Below are 15,798 nucleotides of genomic sequence, written 5' to 3'. Positions count from 1 at the left end.
GCCGGTGCGGCACCCCCGGAACTGGCACACCGCAGAATCTCGGCACCCCAACGGCCAATGATCGCCGACCTCAACGCCCACCTCGCCCGCACCTGGAGCCCGCAATGCCCCGCCCCCTGATCGGCCGCGCCAAGCGGGCCGCCGGCTACGCCGCGGCGGTCGTCGCGGCCCTGGCCGCAGAGTTTCCCGACCTGCGCGCGCCGGCCGCCGCCGACTTGGTGGCCACCGTGATTACCGAGCACGTCCTGACGCCCGGCTCGCGGCTGGAGATCATCGTCGACAGCGGGCATGTGGCCAACTGGCGGCTGCACGCCCACCCGACCGACCACGCCCGGGTCCGCCTGGGCTGTCACCGGCACCCGCCCACCGAGGCCGACCGGCAGCGCGAAGCACGCCTGAACGCGCTGCTGGACACGCTGTGACCGCAGATCACGGAACGCCCATGCCGCAGGCCCGACACGACAGGACACCCGAATGCCCCGCTACGTGACCGGGGTTGAGGAACAGCGGAACAGTCATTAGCTGTGAGAACGATCTTGCTTCTCGTAGCCGCCGTGAACCGGCCAAACGTGAAGCGCCAAGGAGCTTGGACCATCTGAAACGAGGGTCACGACCACGAAAAGCCGCTGCGGCATCCTGCCCGACCTTCCCCTGACCTGCGACGGGATGCCCCAGCGCTAACGGCTGCTCCGCTGTTCCTCAACCCCGTAACGGTTGAGGTCGGATACGGTGCGATGATCGAGCCGGACCTGCCGGAGCTGGCAATCCCGGCCATGCCGAGCGCGGTGCCGACGAGAGTGACGGCGACGCCATGACGGACCTGCTCTGGTTCCCCACCGGTGGCGGCAAGACCGAGGCGTATCTCGGTCTGACCGCGTTCACGCTGGCGATCCGCAGGGCTCAGCCCGGCGCTCGGCGGCTACGATCCGTCCGCGGGCGTGGCGGTGCTGATGCGCTACATGCTGCGACTGCTCACGATCCAGCAGTTCCAGCGCGCCACCGCGCTGATCTGTGCGTGCGAGCGCCTGCGCCGCCGCGACGAGACGGCGTGGGAGACGGCACCCCTCCGGATCGGCCTCTGGGTCGGTGCGCGGGTGACGCCCAACAAAACCGACAACACGGCAGAGTGGAAGGCTTCGTGGATGTCAGCGCGGGTTTCCCGACGGACACGCAGGTGGCGGAACCGGTCCCGGCACGGCGGTAGTGCTGGCCGTACCTCACAACTCGGGTGGGCGGGATCGTCACAACTCGGGTGGACGGGATCGTTCGTGACCTGCTCGCGCCGACATGCTTGCTGGCAGCACAACCACGCCATCAAGCAGGGAGCCCCTGATGTCCCACTTCACCGTCACGTCCCGGTCGACCAGGCCCGGCTCCGCCAGGCGCCGTGGCCTGCTGGCCCTGGCCACGGCGGCCGCCCTCGCGCTGGGTGCCCTCGGCCTGAACCCCGCCCCGGCCGGCGCCGACGCCGCCCCACGGAGCGGCTCCGCCGACGCACTGCAGACGAGCCTGAACGGCCTGGTCCGCACCGGCGAGTTCCCCGGCGTCCTGGCCGCGGTACGGGGCCGTGACGGGCGCACCCGGGACTACACCGCCGGCGTGGCGAACCTGGAGACGCGGGCGAAGGTCCCCGCCAACGGGCAGGTGCGCATCGGCAGCGCCACCAAGACGTTCATCGCCACGGTCGTGCTGCAACTGGCCGGCGAGGGCAAGATCGACCTGGACGTACCCGTCGAGAAGTACCTGCCCGGCCTGGTGCGCGGCAACGGCAACGACGGCCGAAAGATCACCACCCGCCAGATGCTGCAGCACACCGCCGGCCTGCCGGAGTACTCGAAGGACTTCCCATCGATGGTCTTCAAGATCCAGCACACGTACTTCGAGCCCCGGGAACTGCTCGACATGGGGCTGGCGCAGAAGCCGGTGTTCGCCCCCGGCAAGGGCTGGAGCTACAGCAACACCGGTTATGCCCTGCTCGGCATGCTGGTGCAGAAGGTCACGGGCCGGCCGGTCGGCGAGGAGGTCACCAACCGGATCATCAAGCCGCTCGGCCTGCGCGACACCTACTGGCCCGGCGTCGGCGAGCAGACGATCCGCGGCGACCATCCCCACGGGTACCACACCAAGACCGGAGAGCCGGGCGGCGAGCTGGGGGATGTCACCGAGATGGACCCCTCCTGGGGATGGGCGGCCGGGCAGTTGGTCAGCGCCCCGCGCGACGTCGACCGCTTCCTGGACGCGCTGCTGGGCGGCAGGTTGCTCAAGCCGGCCCAGCTCGAGCAGATGAAGCAGACGGTCGAGGCGCCTGGATTGCCGGCCGGCTGGGGGTACGGGCTCGGTCTGGTGAAGATCAAGCTGAGCTGCGGCGGCCACGCGTGGGGCCACGGCGGTGACATCCCGGGCTATGAGACCCGTAACGGTGTCACCGAGGACGGCCGGACGGCCACGATCACCGTGACCGCGCTGCCCACCACGGAAGCCGGTGGCAAGCAGGTCGACGCTGCCCTCGACACCGCCCTCTGCGCCCGGAAGTAGGGTTCAGGCGAACGCTCCCCTTCGGAACCCTGCTCGTCCAGTCCGTCCTCACCGACCCAGCCTGGCGGCAGAAGCTGACCGACGCCGACAAACGCGGTCTTTCGCCTCTGTTCTGTCCAACGCCAACCTCTACGGCACGATCGACATTGACATGGGCCGCCGCCTCGACCTCGGCCTCGCCACCTGAGCACCCACTGGTAGGAACCTGCCACCAGTCGTTATGTGTGGTGTTGTCGCTGGTCAGTGGCGTTTACAACCTGCTCTGAGGGTTCGGAGAGGCGCGTGGTGGGACAGCGGTCCGCCGCGGCCGTTGATGGAGGCGCGGAACAATGGTCCAGCGGTGTAGCCGGACACCGACCTGAGCGGAGGGCCCGTTACGTGTGCTAGGTTAGACGTAGTTGCAGTTGTGGTACCCATAATGAACTTGTGTGCGCCTGACGGTATGTAGCGTCAGGCGCATTTTTGTTTGCCGGTCTTCCCCGGGTGTGGGCCTATCGCGGCGACGCGGAATTCGTGCAATGCGAATTTCGGCTTTGCACCTATCAAGAGGAGATCAACATGGCTTCTGGCACCGTGAAGTGGTTCAACGCGGAAAAGGGCTTCGGCTTCATCGAGCAGGACGGCGGCGGCGCCGACGTCTTCGCGCACTACTCCAACATCGTCTCTCAGGGCGGCTACCGCGAGCTGCGCGAGGGCCAGAAGGTGGCCTTCGATGTCACCCAGGGCCAGAAGGGCCCTCAGGCTGAAAACATCGTTTCCGCCTGACAAAATAGCGCCACGGATCAGGGCTCGCACCTTCACGGGTGCGGGCCCTGACTCGTTTGACCCGCGGAGTCTCCTTGGGAACACGATCGTGAAACGGCGGGCCGACATCGACCTGTACGCCGCCGACCTGGCCGCGCGGTTCGCCGCGTCCACCGTGGCGCGCAAGCTGCCGACCGTCTCGGCCTGATGCGCCTACCTGATCAACAACGACGACCCCGCGGCCGCCGTCGACCGGCCCCGGCCTCAGCGCTCACCGTTCAGCGGCGAGCAGATGCGCCAGGGGTACCGAAAACGCGATCCGCTGCGCACCGTCCAAGCCCCCGAGGAAGCACTGACCGCCTCGGGGGCGCCGCTGCCGTGTCCGTCCGTCGGCGGTGTGCACCCGGGCGATGTCGGCCACCGGCGGCCCGTCAGACGGGGTCCGTTTTCGCGTTGCCCTCTGGCAGGATGATCTTCCCGCACCACCCCTCCATGAAGGACATCCCCCATGAGACGATGGCTCGCCCTCGCGGCCGCCACACTGATCGCATCCGCCGCCGCTGCGGTCCCCGCCGCCGCGCAGACCGGCCCGCCCGACCCGGCGCAGGCGGTCAAACGGCAGTTGCGGGCCGAACGCGGCGTGCAGACCGCCGAGATCTCCCGCACGATCTTCAAGGAAGGGACCTCGGCTCGGTTCCGGTTCAACAGCAGACTGCAGCTCGGCCCCGCCGGTCCCGTTGCCGCCGACAGCACTATGCAGTGGGTGCTTGACCCGAAGAACAGGGAAATGGCGGAAACCAACGAACTGCTGGCCGACCTGGCAAGCCCGGCCCAGATGACCGTCGTCGGCGGGTACCTGTACGCCTCCGGCCTCTACTCGCTACCTCAGGGCAAGACCTGGGCGAGGTCGCGGGCGCCGAGGCCCGACGCCCAGTACGCCACCGAGGCCGCCACCCAGCAGACGGCGGTCAACGTGTTCGACCCGGCTGCGTTGAGGGTCCTGCTGAAGGGGGCGACGGTCAAGCCGGTGTCCGGCGGGTTCTTCTACCAGGGCACGCTCATTAGGCCGACGATCTCCTGGCGGCTGTGGACCGACGCCGCGGGCCTGCCCAAGCGGCTGTTGACCAACGAGCATGTGACCGGCAAGTACAAGACCGCGACGATCGAGAGGATTGATACCCGTTACACCGATTGGGGGATGCCGATCGTGGTCGTTCCTCCGCCGGCCGATGAGGTGATCGACTACGAGGACCTGGAGGATCCCTTCGATCTGTTCAAGCCTGAGCCGAAGGAGCTCGTCAACGCGTTGCGGTAATGGGCCGGCGCCCCGCTGATCTTCGGACCGGCGGGGCGTTTCTGCATGTCAGGGTTGGGTCTACTCGCAGTTGATCCAGTCGACCCGGGTCGAGCTGTAGGAGCAGGAGTCGACGAGCCGCGCGGAGGCGTTGCGGATGGAGGCGGTGTCCTTGTCGTTGTTCCAGACGTAGGCTCGCCGGCCCCAGTAGGCGGTGCTCGTGCCTGACTGGCCCTGGCCGGTGCGGATGGTGAGCTTCTAGCCGGCGCCGAGGATCTGGTCGTCGCCGAAGCTGTACTGATAGCCGGTCTTGTCACGCAGCGTCCATCCGGCCAGGTCGATCGCGGCGCGGGTGGTGTTCTTGATCACGACGTACTCGCCGTTGAGGCTGGCGTTGCTGCGCAGGTCCGAGCCGGGCGAGTCGTAGTAGACCTTCACGATTTGGACCGCCGGAACGGGGGTTATCTAGGGTTGTAGGACCATTCCAGCAGGTCAGAGGATGATGATCTCTTCTTTCGCATAGGCCAAGTTGGCCGAACTCAGCCCGGACCCAAGAAGAACCAGGCCGATGGTTATCTAGGGTTGTCAAACGAATTTGCTGGTCAGCGACACGAAGGTCGTTAAGGCGTGTCAGGCAAGTAGACCCCTGCCTGCGCGCCGCCGGCTGCTCATCGAGAAGGGTGATCAGACGGCTGATGCAGGTCGAGGCGGAACGTCCGGGGATGATGTGTGGGTCCCCTCGTTGGTGTGGCCAGCGGTCCGGTGCCGCTGCGCGCTCGGGGGGAGTCGGCGTCGCCGATGTCGGCGGATTGGCTAGAAGCGTCGCTCATGAGCGATGATTTCGCCCCCTGGCGGAAGTCTTCACCTTCGACCGTACTTACCGACCTGATGCAAGGACTCCTGTGACTGACGAGAAAAGGTTGTCTGACATGACCGATCCGGCGCCGAAAGCGCGGGGCGGTCGCGTGGCTGACCTCTGGCCGCTGGTGCATGCCGAGCGAGCGGCCCTGGTGGGCGACCTGGTGGATCTGACCGACGAGCAGTGGGCGATGCCGTCGCTGTGTGCCGGGTTGACGGTGCGCGAGGTGCTGGCGCACCTCACCGCAGGGGCGAGCCTGAACGGTGTGCGGTGGCTGGCGGGTGTGATCCGTTGCCGGTTCGACTTCGACAAGCAGGTCGCCATGCGGCTGGCCGAGCAGCTGGGCGCGACCGCGGCCGAGACGCATGACAGGTTCCGCCGCGTCATCACGAGCACCACCAAGCCGCCTCTCCCGGTCATCGCGATGCTGGGTGAGACGATCGTGCATGCCGAGGACATCCGGCGACCGCTGGGCATTCGCTTTGACTACCCGATCGAGACCCTCACCCGGGTAGCCGAGTACTACCGGGGCTCGGACCTGGTCGTCGCCGCCAAGAGACGGATCGTCGGCCTGCGACTCGTCGCCACCGACGGCCCTTTCAGCACGGGATTCGGCCCGCTGGTGTCCGGCACCACCCTGGCACTAGTGATGGCCACGACCGGACGCTCGGTGTACTGCGATGAACTTGACGGCGACGGCGTCGAAATCCTGCGCGATCGGCGCAACATGACATGACCGGAGGCTCGAAGCCAGCGCAGCCGGTTGTCCCGTTGCCTCAAGACCGGTGCCCGTTGCGGACACAACGGGCGCACCGCAGGTCATCGATCAGACCAGGAGTCCCAAGTTTTCGGGCGCTTCCCAAGCCGCCAGATGCCGGTCAGGGTCGGTTTCCTCCTGCGCGCACTGGTTGATCAGGTCGGCAAGGACTTGCCGGTCCTGTGCGGGGAGGTCCTGCAGGAGGGCGATCACCGGCTCCAGGACCTCTGTCGTGACCCTAGGCGTGATGGCGTCGTCGTCGCCGGGGACCGGCCTGACGACGATTCCCGTGAGCGCTTTGGCGAGGGTGCGTTCGAGCGTGGTCATGACCGGGGACTCCTGGCCGGTCGTTGGGGCTGTGGTGCGTCCGCAGGATGGCTGCATGGCGCGGAGGCAGTCCTGGTCAGCCTGCTGCCGGCTCGGTGAGCCGGGCCTCCAGGTCGGCGATCGTCCGGGGGAGCAGGCTGGTGTGCTCGCGCCGGGCCGCCTGCGGGCCGACCGCGCCGCCGCACCCGGCCTGCGCGACCGCACCGGCATCGGCTCGTCCACCAGCCACCGCATCATCGCCATCGGCTGCGCCAGGCTCGGGCCGGCCCAGTCCAGCCCATGACCTCGGCAGTACGACAAGTACAAGGCGATCCGGCCCGCGTATGTCTTCTCGGTGTTGAACACCCGGCCCGCCCCGCGCAGCCCCGCCAGGTACGCGCACGCCTCGACATGCAACTCGAGGTCCTCGTCGACCACCACCCACGACACCGACTCATCGGCGGCCACCGCTCGTTCAGCCCGGTAGTGCCGCTCGGCCGCACCTGACCTGCCCAACATGCCGTACGGACCCTCAGATACTGTGCGTCAAGTAGCCGCCCACACTACTTGAAGTACTTGTCGCACGACTGAGAGTCACCAAAGATAAGGGCCGCCGCCTGGGCAGGTACGGCGGGGGCGAGCACGACGGCAGCGGCGAGAACAGCAGCCTGGACCAGGGGGAGACGCACCGGTGTCCTCCAGCGGGTGAGCAATGAGATGCCTGTGAGACTGCTGATCTCGGGTGCGGGTTGGCCGGTGGGCCCGATTCGGTTGGGGCTCCAGGAGGTGAGCGGTCCAGCCGGGCTGCACGTTCGGATGTGCCGTCTGCGCGGCCAGCGGCCCTCCAGCGGGTCGAGCGCGGCTGCGGCGTCCATCCGGCCTTGGAGATCGTCGGAGGCGAAGACCGGCAGGTCTTGGCTGACCAGTTCGATCGTCATGCTGGGCGGGGTGTCGGCGTCAGGCCGCAGCCGGTAGTTGCGGCCCAGACGGCTGCCCGCGGGCATCCCGGGCGCGTCGATGGCCCAGTGGGTGCGATAAGCCGCCGCGCGGGCGGCGATGACCGGGTTGTCGGTGAGAAGGTAGCCGCCCTCACCGGCGGCGTAGATCTTGCCGTCCTTGAGGCTGAAGCAGCCCACCTCCCCGAAGGTCCCGGCCAGCCGCCCGCGGTGACGACTGCCCTGAGCCTGGCAGGCGTCCTCGATCAGGCTCAGGTTCAACTGCCGGGCCAGCGCAGCCAGCTCACAGAGTTCAGGAATGATTGTTCTTGACTGATTGTTCCTAAACTCGATATGGTCCTGCCATGGGTCGACCGCGAGGATTTGACGAGGCCATGGTGGTCCAGATGGCCGCGGAGCTGTTCGCCAGCCGCTCCTACGACGGCATCTCCATCGACGAGCTTGTCGCTCATCTGGGAGTGCACCGCAACAGTCTCTACAAAACGTTCGGTAGCAAGCGCGGCCTCTACCTGGCCGCGCTGCGCTGGTCGCTGGAGCATCACCTCGCGCCGATGATCGAGCAGATCACCCGGGCCGGCGAGCCGGAGAGGGCGGTGCGGAGCGCGCTGGAGGCGCCGGGCCTGGATCTGCTGTTGATGGCCACGGCCGAACGAGCGCCAGAAGATGCCGAGGTGGCCAAGGAGGTCGGTGGCGCGATCACTGCCCTCGACCACGCCGCCGCATCATCCCTTGGCCTCGACGCGCCCGCGGCCGTCCGGTTCACCGCGCAACTGTTGGGCCTTCGGCTACGGGCCAGGGCGAGCAACCTCTCCTAAGGAGTTCAGGCATGGCACAGGTGCACATCGAAGAAGGTTCCCTCATTGTGGAGATCGAAGGACTGGACAAGCTCTGGGCACTGAAGAGCCGCCTGGTCATTCCGCTGGCCAACGTCCGCGGCGCCACGGCGGATCCGGGTGTGGTCACCGAGCCGAAGGGCATACGCGCGCCGGGGGCGCACATCCCCGGTGTTATCACGGCGGGCACCTTCCACATGGATGGCGAAAGAGTGTTTTGGGACATCCGTGACGCGAGCCGGGCGGTGGTGATCGAACTGGCCGACGAGCAGTACGCGCGCCTGGTCATCGGCGTGGAGAACCCGCGCGCCACCGTAGCGCTGATCGAGTCGTCACTGGCCGCGTAGCCGTAGTCGAAGTCGCCGCGACAGCACGGTTGAACGTCACAGATCCCTGAAGGGAGCCTGCGGATCGTCCCGATCCGCAGGCTCCCTTCAGACGGTCTTGCCCCGAGTGTGTTCCGCCTCGCGTCGGATCAGGTAGTGCACGTGCTCGGCGCGGGCGTCGTAACGCCACCGGTAATCGGCGCCGCGGGAGCCGCGGTCAACCCGCGCAGCCGAAGATGGTGGAGATCATCCCGCGCACCGCGGCGAGCTGAGCCTCCGGCAGATCGCCCACCTTGCCCTTTAGCCGTACGGCCGCCACGGTGGATATCCGATCGATCATCGCGGCCTGGCCGTCGCCGACGTCGATCACGAACGCGGTCAGCGCGTGCGCCATGTCGGCGAGCTCGACATGTGCGGTGAGCACGTTGTCCCCGTACAGCGTGTGGTAGAAGTCGCCCGAGACGATCAGCCGAACCTCTTCGCGGTCGCCGAGCTGGACCGACCACAACTCCCCGAATCGGTGACTCACGTGGCCTCGCCCGTGCGGCGTTCGTCGACGGCCCGCATGGTGTCCTCGGCGAGAATGCGATCGTCGGCTTCTTGCCCGGCGACCGCGCCGGCGCCGTACACCGCGGCGCGGGCGGCGGTGCTATGGGTGGCGGCGATCTCGCGGAGGGCGCCGCGCTCCAGGACGGTGGAGACGCTGAGCCCGTGCTCCTCGGCGTGCTTGCGTACCGCCTCCAGGATCCACGGGGCGATGCTGACGGACGTTCTTCCCTTAGCCATGGTTCGTATGCTCCGCGCCGGTGTGTTAATAGTGCTACCACTTGTAATACGTGGGCTCATACTCCATTCCATTTTCAGGGGTCCCGGTAGTACTGGCCGTAAATCCAACGAAAGGACAGTGAGGCCCGATGAGCGGCCTCACCCTCGAGGAGCACCCTGAGGAGCACATGGTGCGCAGCCGCGCTAGGGCGGCCATCTTCAATTCGGCCTCCTGCTCCCGAACGTGTCCCTAGCCCCAAAGTAAGCCGATCCGCGCAGGTCAGCCGACTTCCGAGAAGATCATGTTCTCGGAAGCGGAGACAGTCACGACTTCTGAGAAAACGCACGGCTGAGAAGCAAACCCCAGCTCGGCGCCTCCGCGAACAGGGCCGCGTCGCTAGTTGGCGGCTGAGGCCACCTTCGGGAGGAGGACGCCGTGCAGGAATCCCGCCACAAGCTCGCTAGGGATGTGTGCCACGGCAAGCGCGGCACCATCCACCAGGCGTACCGCGACGGGATGGAGGACCAGCTCGGCGCGCTCGGCCTGGTCCTCAACGCCATCGTGCTCTGGACCACGAAGTACATCGACGCCGCTGTCGCCCAGCTCCAGGCGGAGGGCCACGAGATCCGAGAGGAGGACATCGCCCGGCTCTCCCCGCTCAAGCACAAGAACCTGAACCTGCTCGGCCGCTACAACTTCACCGCCTCCACCCCGGCGGTCGGCGCCTGCGCCCGCTGCGCGACCCGGACGCGCCAGAGCTGGACGAGGACGACGACGGGGACGGCCCGGACTAGTCGTGGCCGACCAGGGCGGTGGTGAGTTTGCGGGCCCTCGCCTTGGTCAGCCGCTTCGCGGCCGTCGCCCACCGCTGCCGGGGGCCCGAGGGGCGATGTCGCTGCCCTTGATCACCTTGGCGAACTCCGCGTCGAACCGCTCCGTGCCGACCTTCTCCGCGAGCGTGGTCAGGTACTTCACCTGCGTGTCCGTGGCCGGGTCGGTCTTCGGCTGTTTCCGCCGCTCATGCGCAGGGGCGGAGATCTGCTTGTAGTGCTCCTTGCGGGCCGCTTCCGACTCCGGGCTGCGGCAGGTGATGTGCACGGACTCGTACCAGGTCTGGGCGTCAGGCTTGCCGGTCACCGCTTCCCACAGCGTGTCCGCGGTCAGCTTCTCCTCGTCCACGCCCTCGGTCAGGCCGGGGCCGACGGGTCCGTAGTAGCCGGTCCTGCCCCGGGGGATCACTGTGAACCCGGCCGGGATAGCGTGGGCTTCGAACCTCGACCGCCGCCCATACGGTGGCCTTCAGGTCGTGGAGAACTGGAACTCGGCGAACACCGTGCTGCACTACGGCAAGGACGGCACGCTGACCAGCCCGGACAAGGAGCACGCAGAGGACCTCGATGCTCGCGCTCCACCTTCTCCAGTCCAGCCTGGTCCACATCAACACCCTGCTGCTTCAGCGCGTTCTGGCGAAGAAGCTCTCGGACGAGGACCGGCGCGGGCTGACCGCGCTCTTCTGGTCGAACATCAACTCGTACGGCACGTTCCGGCTGGAGATGGACAAGCGGCTCGACTTCGCCCTGCCCACCGTGCCCCATCCCCGGACACCGGCCAGCGCTGCCGGCCAACCGGCAACGGAGTCCCGCTATGCCCGCTAACAGGGGTGCTGGTAAGAACCGAGTCGCGCGCCCCAAACGCGCGGCATCGTCGCAGGTGACTGCACGTGACCGGGATCCCGACCGAGATCCACAGGCCGGTGGTGCCAGGCGTTTTCACGCCCGCTCTGGGGCACGTCATCCGCCCGCGGCGTCCTCCGCCTCCCAGCGCAGCAGGTCGCCCGGCTGGCACTTGAGTACCTCGCAGAGCGCGGCGAGCGTCGCGAAGCGCACCGCCTTAGCCCGGCCATTCTTGAGTACCGCCAGGTTGGCGGGCGTGATCCCTACGCGGTCCGCGAGGTCGCCCACGGACATCTTCCGTCTGGCCAGCATCACGTCGATGTCGACGACGATCGGCATCAGATCACCTCGTCCAACTCGGCCTGCATCTGCGCCGCTTCGATGTCGCGCGCGACGGCCTGGGCGAGCAGCATCCGCAGCACGAGCACGATGAGCGCGACCCCCAGGATGGCCAGGCCGACCCCGCCCATGATGACGGTGACGCCCGGGTCGGCCCGCTGGTCCGGCGCGTTGAGGGCCGTGACTGCGAACCACAGGAGGGCAGCCGCCACGATCGCGCCGATCACGGCGTCCACGTACCGGAAGGCGGCGTGGGAGAACACGGTTCCGCGCCGCACCATCGTCACCAGCCGCCATACGCTGACCAGGGCGACCTGGACCGACACCATGCCCAGGATCGTGATCACGCGCAGCGGGGTCAGCGGGAGCGACCCGTCCTCCGGGTCGCTCCCGCTGGCCAACACCCACACCATCAATGCCTGTACGGACACGGTGCCGGCGAGCACCACCACGAGCACGGCGCGAAGCGCACGCACTGCCAGCTTTCCCATGACCCATCCTTCCATCGAGTTACGATGAAAATCTATCGAATCTCGATAGGTGAAACAAGGGCTGAGCCAGACCGCCTAGCCCTCCGGGGCCCCGGTAGCAATGGGGAATTTCCAACGGGTATCCAGCTCAGAGCCCCAATTGAGAGCATTGAGAGCCTGGAAGACGGGCCGCCGACCTGGATATCCGTTGTTTCCTGCACCGTTGCTACCGATGTTCCTCAGACCCCTGACCGGCGACGATGCCGCGCGTTTGGGGCGCGTGACTCGGTTCTTACCAGCACCCCAAGACGCAGCAGGGCCGTCAGCGCGGAGGATCTTCCGACGCGGGGACGTTTCCGGGCTCGCGAGCGCGTACCGATGCCATGCGCGTTCGCTCCATCCTCGTGGACAACACGGATCAACCCGCGGCCGGTATCCTGACTCCCGGATCAGCGCGCGCCATCCGGCCTTCCCGGCTTTCGCCAGTGGCTGTCGATGTCGCGATGACGCACTTCCCGGTCACAGTGGCGGGACCGCGCTGGATTCACACCAGCTTCCCTGCACCGCGGGCCTTGCCCACGAACATATAGTTGGACGTCCTAGTAAGTCCAGAGCGGCACCCGCCATCGGGCCCAGAACGATCACCCGGCCCGTACGGCGCGGAGTCCCTGTCGCCCGAGAGGGACCGAACAGCGCTTAGGCTGGAGCCGCAGTCGGTTCGCCCTGTCCTCCAGGCAGGCGCGTCGTAAGAGGGAACCCGGTGCGGCAATGCTCGCCTGCTTGGCTCGCGAGCCCGCCAATTCCGGGACTGCCCCGCAGCGGTGAGTGGGAACGACCGCCGTCAAACGCACTGGGTCCGAACAGCCGGACCGGGGAAGCGACGGCCAGTAGATGCCCGGGTGAGAACCCGGGCGTGCCCGCGAGTCCGAAGACCTGCCACTGCCCGCGCGCGCGGTGACTTCGGTGACCTCGAGGGCGGGTCGGCGGCACGAGCGGGCACTGGATCAAGATGCCCGCCGGTCAGCTGTTCCTTCGCGCCCGTGAGAGCACCGGGGTCCTCCATGACTCGCGAAGGAGAGTTTCGTGGCTGAGACTTCCGCCACCCCCGCATCACTGGCCACCGTCCACGGCTATCCACGCCAGGGACCGGACCGCGAGCTGAAGAAGGCGGTCGAGGGCTACTGGGCGGGCCGCGTCACCGCCGACGAGCTGCACGACACCGCGGCCCAGCTGCGCCGCGACAACTGGCGCCACCTGACCGCCTCCGGCGTGCACGAGGTCCCCACCGGCGACTTCTCACTGTATGACCACGTCCTGGACACCACCGTCATGGTCGGCGCCATCCCCGAGCGTCACCGGGCCGCCGTGGAGGCCGACGCCCTGGACGGCTACTTCGCCATGGCACGCGGCACACAGGACGTCGCTCCGCTGGAGATGACCAAGTGGTTCGACACCAACTACCACTACCTGGTGCCGGAACTGGGGCCGGACACCGTCTTCACCGCCGATCCGGCCAAGCAGGTCGGCGAGCTGCGCGAGGCTCTCGCACAGGGGCACAACCCGCGTTCCGTGCTGGTCGGCCCGGTGACGTACCTGCTGCTGGCCAAGCCCGCGCCCGGCGTGGACCCCGGCTTCGACCCGATCACCCTGCTGGACCGGCTGCTGCCGGTCTACGTGCAGCTGCTCGCCGCCCTGCGCGCGGCGGGCGCCGAGTGGGTACAGCTGGACGAGCCCGCCCTGGTGCAGGACCGCGACCGGGCCGTGCTGAACGCCGCGGCCCGCGCCTACCGGGAGCTCGGCTCCCTGGCCCACCGGCCGAAGATCCTGGTCGCCAGTTACTTCGACCGGCTGGGAGAGGCGCTGCCGATCCTGGCCGAGGCGCCGATCGAGGGGCTGGGCCTGGACTTCACCGGCCCGGCCGCGGCGAACCTGAACGACCTGGCCAATGTGGGCTGGGCGGTCGGCAAGCGTCTGATCGCGGGCGTCGTGGACGGCCGCAATGTGTGGATCAACGACCTGGAAAAGTCGCTGACCACCCTGGCCACCCTGCTCGGCCTGACCGACCGGGTGGATGTAGCGGCCTCCTGCTCGCTGCTGCACGTCCCGCTGGACACCGCCCTTGAGCGCGGGGTGGATCCGCAGGTCGGCCGCTGGCTCGCCTTCGCCCGGCAGAAGACGGCCGAGATCGTCACTCTGGCCAGGGCGCTGAGCGAGGGCACCGGCGCCATCGCTGGGCAACTGGCTGCCAACCGGGCCGATCTCGCCTCACGGGCGGCCTCGGCGCTCACCCGCGACGCCGCCGTACGGGCCCGGAGCGCGGCGGTCACCCCGGCCGACGCACGCCGCTCCCAGCCCTATCCCGAGCGGGCCGTCGCGCAGCGCGCCCGCCTCGGCCTGCCGCTGCTGCCGACGACCACCATCGGCTCCTTCCCGCAGACCGCCGAGCTGCGGGTGGCCCGCGCCGACCTGCGCGCGGGACGCATCGACGCCGCCGCCTACGACGAGCGGATCGCTGCCGAGATCCGCTCGGTCCTCCTCTTCCAGGAGGAGGCGGGCATCGACGTCCTGGTGCACGGCGAGCCCGAACGCAACGACATGGTCCAGTACTTCGCCGAGCAGCTCAACGGATACCTGGCCACCCAGCACGGCTGGGTCCAGTCCTACGGCACTCGCTACGTGCGGCCGCCGATCCTGGCCGGGGACGTCTCCCGCCCCGCGCCCATGACCCTGCGCTGGACCCGCTATGCCCAGTCCCAGACGACGCGCCCGGTCAAGGGCATGCTCACCGGGCCGGTCACCATGCTGGCCTGGTCCTTCGTCCGCGACGACCAGCCCCTGGCCGAGACTGCCCGCCAGGTGGCGCTGGCCCTGCGTGACGAGGTCGCCGACCTGGAGGCCGCGGGCACCGCCGTCATCCAGGTCGACGAGCCCGCCCTGCGCGAGACCCTGCCGCTGCGTGCCGCAGACAGGGTCGGCTACCTGGCCTGGGCGGGGGAGGCCTTCCGGCTCACCACCGGCGGGGTGCGGGCCGACACCCAGATCCACACCCACATGTGCTACGCCGAGTTCGGCGAGATCCTGGCCGCCATCGACGACCTGGACGCCGACGTGATCAGCCTGGAGGCCGCCCGCTCCCACATGCAGGTCGCCCACGAACTGGCCGGGGCGGGATATCCCAGGGAGGTCGGCCCGGGTGTCTACGACATCCACTCCCCGCGCGTCCCCGATGCCGGGGAGGTCGCGTCCCTGCTGCGTAAGGGGCTCGACGGCATCCCGGCTGAGCGGTTGTGGGTCAACCCCGACTGCGGGCTGAAGACCCGCGGCTGGCCCGAGGTCCGAGACTCCCTGGACAACCTGGTCGCCGCGGCCCGCGAGATCAGAACCGAGGTGGCCGGCCAAGAGGCCCGCTGACGAGTACCGGGCCTGGTGTGACAGTCCACGCCAGGCCCGGTCGTCTTTCGCGCGTTGGCCGGCCGATGGCTAGCCTGATCATCGTGTGCGGCGAAAGGACAGCCATATGGGCAAGATTCCCAAAGCGCAGCACGTTCGAATCGGCGAGCACGACATGGTGGCATTGAGCCCTGACGATTACGACCGGTTGCACGCGGTTCGTCGTCAGATGGGTGCGCAGTCCGCGCGCATGCGGGTCCTGAAGTCCGAGTTGAACTGGGTCTGGGGTCGTCCGGCCCCGGAGCCTCGTCAACGCCGCCGCCGTTTTACCTGCCTGCTTTGAGGAACGAAGCACTAATGCCTTTGACATGGGATGGGAGGGCACGATGGAAGCGTTCCGAGACGAGACGTATCGTCACGAAAGGACGCGACCAAAGGAAGGCCACATGCCTCGGCGCGCGCACATCGCCATGGTCAGCATCCCCGCCCCGGGCCATGTGAACCCCGGCATCGAGGTGATCAGGGAACTGGTGGCGCGGGGACACCGGGT

19 protein-coding genes, 1 pseudogene and 2 riboswitches are annotated in these 15,798 nt (G+C 68.1%); of the genes and pseudogenes, 12 read left to right on the top strand and 8 right to left on the bottom strand.

Annotation, left to right across the window (positions count from 1 at the left end; genetic code table 11):
- Positions 1-104: 104 nt before the first annotated feature.
- The 4 genes from ACZ6R6_RS41515 to ACZ6R6_RS41500 all read left to right on the top strand — a co-directional run bounded on the left by ACZ6R6_RS41515 (position 105) and on the right by ACZ6R6_RS41500 (position 4,594).
- A complete protein-coding gene (locus tag ACZ6R6_RS41515) occupies positions 105-422 on the top strand; it encodes a hypothetical protein (protein ID WP_470102424.1) in 318 nt (105 codons plus the stop codon).
- Between the two features lie 910 nt (positions 423-1,332).
- Positions 1,333-2,535, top strand: coding sequence for a serine hydrolase domain-containing protein (locus ACZ6R6_RS41510; protein WP_470102423.1), 1,203 nt, complete (start codon positions 1,333-1,335; stop codon positions 2,533-2,535).
- Positions 2,536-3,093: 558 nt separating this feature from the next.
- The gene (locus tag ACZ6R6_RS41505; protein WP_470102422.1) at positions 3,094-3,300 is read left to right on the top strand and encodes a cold-shock protein; all 207 of its coding nucleotides are present in this window, start codon (positions 3,094-3,096) and stop codon (positions 3,298-3,300) included.
- Between the two features lie 487 nt (positions 3,301-3,787).
- Positions 3,788-4,594: a hypothetical protein gene (locus ACZ6R6_RS41500; RefSeq protein ID WP_470102421.1), complete on the top strand. Its 807-nt coding sequence runs from the start codon at positions 3,788-3,790 to the stop codon at positions 4,592-4,594.
- 237 nt (positions 4,595-4,831) lie between these two features.
- Here the strand turns inward: ACZ6R6_RS41500 and ACZ6R6_RS41495 are convergent, their stop codons facing one another.
- Complete coding sequence (locus ACZ6R6_RS41495; RefSeq protein ID WP_470102473.1) at positions 4,832-5,014, bottom strand: lamin tail domain-containing protein; 183 nt, start codon at positions 5,012-5,014, stop codon at positions 4,832-4,834.
- Positions 5,015-5,502: 488 nt separating this feature from the next.
- Here ACZ6R6_RS41495 and ACZ6R6_RS41490 point away from each other — a divergent pair, with 488 nt between their 5' ends.
- On the top strand, positions 5,503-6,168 hold the full coding sequence (locus tag ACZ6R6_RS41490) for a maleylpyruvate isomerase family mycothiol-dependent enzyme (RefSeq protein ID WP_470102420.1): 666 nt from the start codon (positions 5,503-5,505) through the stop codon (positions 6,166-6,168).
- 90 nt (positions 6,169-6,258) lie between these two features.
- On the opposite strand, the gene ACZ6R6_RS41485 is transcribed toward ACZ6R6_RS41490, so the two are convergent.
- The gene (locus ACZ6R6_RS41485; RefSeq protein ID WP_470102419.1) at positions 6,259-6,516 is read right to left on the bottom strand and encodes a hypothetical protein; all 258 of its coding nucleotides are present in this window, start codon (positions 6,514-6,516) and stop codon (positions 6,259-6,261) included.
- A gap of 55 nt (positions 6,517-6,571) precedes the next feature.
- On the opposite strand from ACZ6R6_RS41485, the gene ACZ6R6_RS41480 reads away from it, so the two are divergent.
- Positions 6,572-6,799 carry a hypothetical protein gene (locus ACZ6R6_RS41480; protein ID WP_470102418.1) on the top strand — a complete coding sequence of 76 codons (228 nt, stop codon included), beginning with the start codon at positions 6,572-6,574 and terminating at the stop codon, positions 6,797-6,799.
- 259 nt (positions 6,800-7,058) lie between these two features.
- Here ACZ6R6_RS41480 and ACZ6R6_RS41475 read toward each other — a convergent pair whose 3' ends face one another.
- Complete coding sequence (locus ACZ6R6_RS41475) at positions 7,059-7,733, bottom strand: DegT/DnrJ/EryC1/StrS family aminotransferase (protein ID WP_470102472.1); 675 nt, start codon at positions 7,731-7,733, stop codon at positions 7,059-7,061.
- A 62-nt stretch (positions 7,734-7,795) separates the two neighbouring features.
- Here ACZ6R6_RS41475 and ACZ6R6_RS41470 point away from each other — a divergent pair, with 62 nt between their 5' ends.
- Both ACZ6R6_RS41470 and ACZ6R6_RS41465 read left to right on the top strand, forming a co-directional pair.
- Positions 7,796-8,266 carry a TetR/AcrR family transcriptional regulator gene (locus tag ACZ6R6_RS41470; RefSeq protein ID WP_306870888.1) on the top strand — a complete coding sequence of 157 codons (471 nt, stop codon included), beginning with the start codon at positions 7,796-7,798 and terminating at the stop codon, positions 8,264-8,266.
- An 11-nt stretch (positions 8,267-8,277) separates the two neighbouring features.
- Positions 8,278-8,631 carry a hypothetical protein gene (locus ACZ6R6_RS41465; protein WP_470102417.1) on the top strand — a complete coding sequence of 118 codons (354 nt, stop codon included), beginning with the start codon at positions 8,278-8,280 and terminating at the stop codon, positions 8,629-8,631.
- A gap of 196 nt (positions 8,632-8,827) precedes the next feature.
- Here the strand turns inward: ACZ6R6_RS41465 and ACZ6R6_RS41460 are convergent, their stop codons facing one another.
- Together ACZ6R6_RS41460 and ACZ6R6_RS41455 are read right to left on the bottom strand one after the other, a co-directional pair.
- Positions 8,828-9,139 carry a hypothetical protein gene (locus ACZ6R6_RS41460; protein WP_470102416.1) on the bottom strand — a complete coding sequence of 104 codons (312 nt, stop codon included), beginning with the start codon at positions 9,137-9,139 and terminating at the stop codon, positions 8,828-8,830.
- Entirely contained in the window at positions 9,136-9,396 is a 261-nt protein-coding gene (locus ACZ6R6_RS41455) for a hypothetical protein (protein ID WP_470102415.1), read from the bottom strand. Before ACZ6R6_RS41455 ends, ACZ6R6_RS41460 begins: the two co-directional genes overlap by 4 nt.
- 415 nt (positions 9,397-9,811) lie before the next feature.
- Between ACZ6R6_RS41455 and ACZ6R6_RS41450 the strand changes: the two are divergent.
- Positions 9,812-10,170 (top strand): annotated as a pseudogene (locus tag ACZ6R6_RS41450) (Tn3 family transposase); the annotation flags it as partial.
- Between the two features lie 46 nt (positions 10,171-10,216).
- Here ACZ6R6_RS41450 and ACZ6R6_RS41445 read toward each other — a convergent pair.
- A complete protein-coding gene (locus ACZ6R6_RS41445) occupies positions 10,217-10,615 on the bottom strand; it encodes a hypothetical protein (protein ID WP_470102414.1) in 399 nt (132 codons plus the stop codon).
- Positions 10,616-10,773: 158 nt separating this feature from the next.
- Here ACZ6R6_RS41445 and ACZ6R6_RS41440 point away from each other — a divergent pair, with 158 nt between their 5' ends.
- Positions 10,774-11,031: a Tn3 family transposase gene (locus ACZ6R6_RS41440; protein ID WP_470102413.1), complete on the top strand. Its 258-nt coding sequence runs from the start codon at positions 10,774-10,776 to the stop codon at positions 11,029-11,031.
- A 135-nt stretch (positions 11,032-11,166) separates the two neighbouring features.
- Here the strand turns inward: ACZ6R6_RS41440 and ACZ6R6_RS41435 are convergent, their stop codons facing one another.
- Positions 11,167-11,388, bottom strand: a complete 222-nt coding sequence (locus ACZ6R6_RS41435; protein ID WP_046086987.1) for a helix-turn-helix domain-containing protein — start codon at positions 11,386-11,388, stop codon at positions 11,167-11,169.
- On the bottom strand, positions 11,388-11,879 hold the full coding sequence (locus ACZ6R6_RS41430; RefSeq protein ID WP_470102412.1) for a DUF2975 domain-containing protein: 492 nt from the start codon (positions 11,877-11,879) through the stop codon (positions 11,388-11,390). The genes ACZ6R6_RS41435 and ACZ6R6_RS41430 overlap by 1 nt, the downstream gene beginning before the upstream one ends.
- 389 nt (positions 11,880-12,268) lie before the next feature.
- Positions 12,269-12,441: riboswitch (cobalamin riboswitch) on the bottom strand.
- Between the two features lie 132 nt (positions 12,442-12,573).
- Positions 12,574-12,796, top strand: a riboswitch (cobalamin riboswitch).
- Positions 12,797-12,941: 145 nt separating this feature from the next.
- Between ACZ6R6_RS41430 and metE the strand changes: the two genes are divergently transcribed.
- Positions 12,942-15,269, top strand: a complete 2,328-nt coding sequence (metE, locus tag ACZ6R6_RS41425; protein ID WP_470102411.1) for a 5-methyltetrahydropteroyltriglutamate--homocysteine S-methyltransferase — start codon at positions 12,942-12,944, stop codon at positions 15,267-15,269.
- 106 nt (positions 15,270-15,375) lie between these two features.
- Complete coding sequence (locus ACZ6R6_RS41420) at positions 15,376-15,591, top strand: hypothetical protein (RefSeq protein WP_470102410.1); 216 nt, start codon at positions 15,376-15,378, stop codon at positions 15,589-15,591.
- Positions 15,592-15,798 lie beyond the last annotated feature (207 nt).

Source organism: Streptosporangium sp. NPDC048886 (assembly GCF_055586905.1).
This window is presented reverse-complemented; position numbering and strand designations above follow the sequence as displayed.

Bases quoted from the DNA above. Each gene is read 5' to 3' on its own strand.
- ACZ6R6_RS41515 (WP_470102424.1), top strand. From the start codon at position 105: ATGCCCCGCCCCCTGATCGGCCGCGCCAAGCGGGCCGCCGGCTACGCC.
- ACZ6R6_RS41510 (WP_470102423.1), top strand. From the start codon at position 1,333: ATGTCCCACTTCACCGTCACGTCCCGGTCGACCAGGCCCGGCTCCGCC.
- ACZ6R6_RS41505 (WP_470102422.1), top strand. From the start codon at position 3,094: ATGGCTTCTGGCACCGTGAAGTGGTTCAACGCGGAAAAGGGCTTCGGC.
- ACZ6R6_RS41500 (WP_470102421.1), top strand. From the start codon at position 3,788: ATGAGACGATGGCTCGCCCTCGCGGCCGCCACACTGATCGCATCCGCC.
- ACZ6R6_RS41490 (WP_470102420.1), top strand. From the start codon at position 5,503: ATGACCGATCCGGCGCCGAAAGCGCGGGGCGGTCGCGTGGCTGACCTC.
- ACZ6R6_RS41485 (WP_470102419.1), bottom strand. From the start codon at position 6,516: ATGACCACGCTCGAACGCACCCTCGCCAAAGCGCTCACGGGAATCGTC.
- ACZ6R6_RS41480 (WP_470102418.1), top strand. From the start codon at position 6,572: ATGGCGCGGAGGCAGTCCTGGTCAGCCTGCTGCCGGCTCGGTGAGCCG.
- ACZ6R6_RS41470 (WP_306870888.1), top strand. From the start codon at position 7,796: ATGGGTCGACCGCGAGGATTTGACGAGGCCATGGTGGTCCAGATGGCC.
- ACZ6R6_RS41465 (WP_470102417.1), top strand. From the start codon at position 8,278: ATGGCACAGGTGCACATCGAAGAAGGTTCCCTCATTGTGGAGATCGAA.
- ACZ6R6_RS41455 (WP_470102415.1), bottom strand. From the start codon at position 9,396: ATGGCTAAGGGAAGAACGTCCGTCAGCATCGCCCCGTGGATCCTGGAG.
- ACZ6R6_RS41440 (WP_470102413.1), top strand. From the start codon at position 10,774: ATGCTCGCGCTCCACCTTCTCCAGTCCAGCCTGGTCCACATCAACACC.
- ACZ6R6_RS41435 (WP_046086987.1), bottom strand. From the start codon at position 11,388: ATGCCGATCGTCGTCGACATCGACGTGATGCTGGCCAGACGGAAGATG.
- ACZ6R6_RS41430 (WP_470102412.1), bottom strand. From the start codon at position 11,879: ATGGGAAAGCTGGCAGTGCGTGCGCTTCGCGCCGTGCTCGTGGTGGTG.
- ACZ6R6_RS41420 (WP_470102410.1), top strand. From the start codon at position 15,376: ATGGGCAAGATTCCCAAAGCGCAGCACGTTCGAATCGGCGAGCACGAC.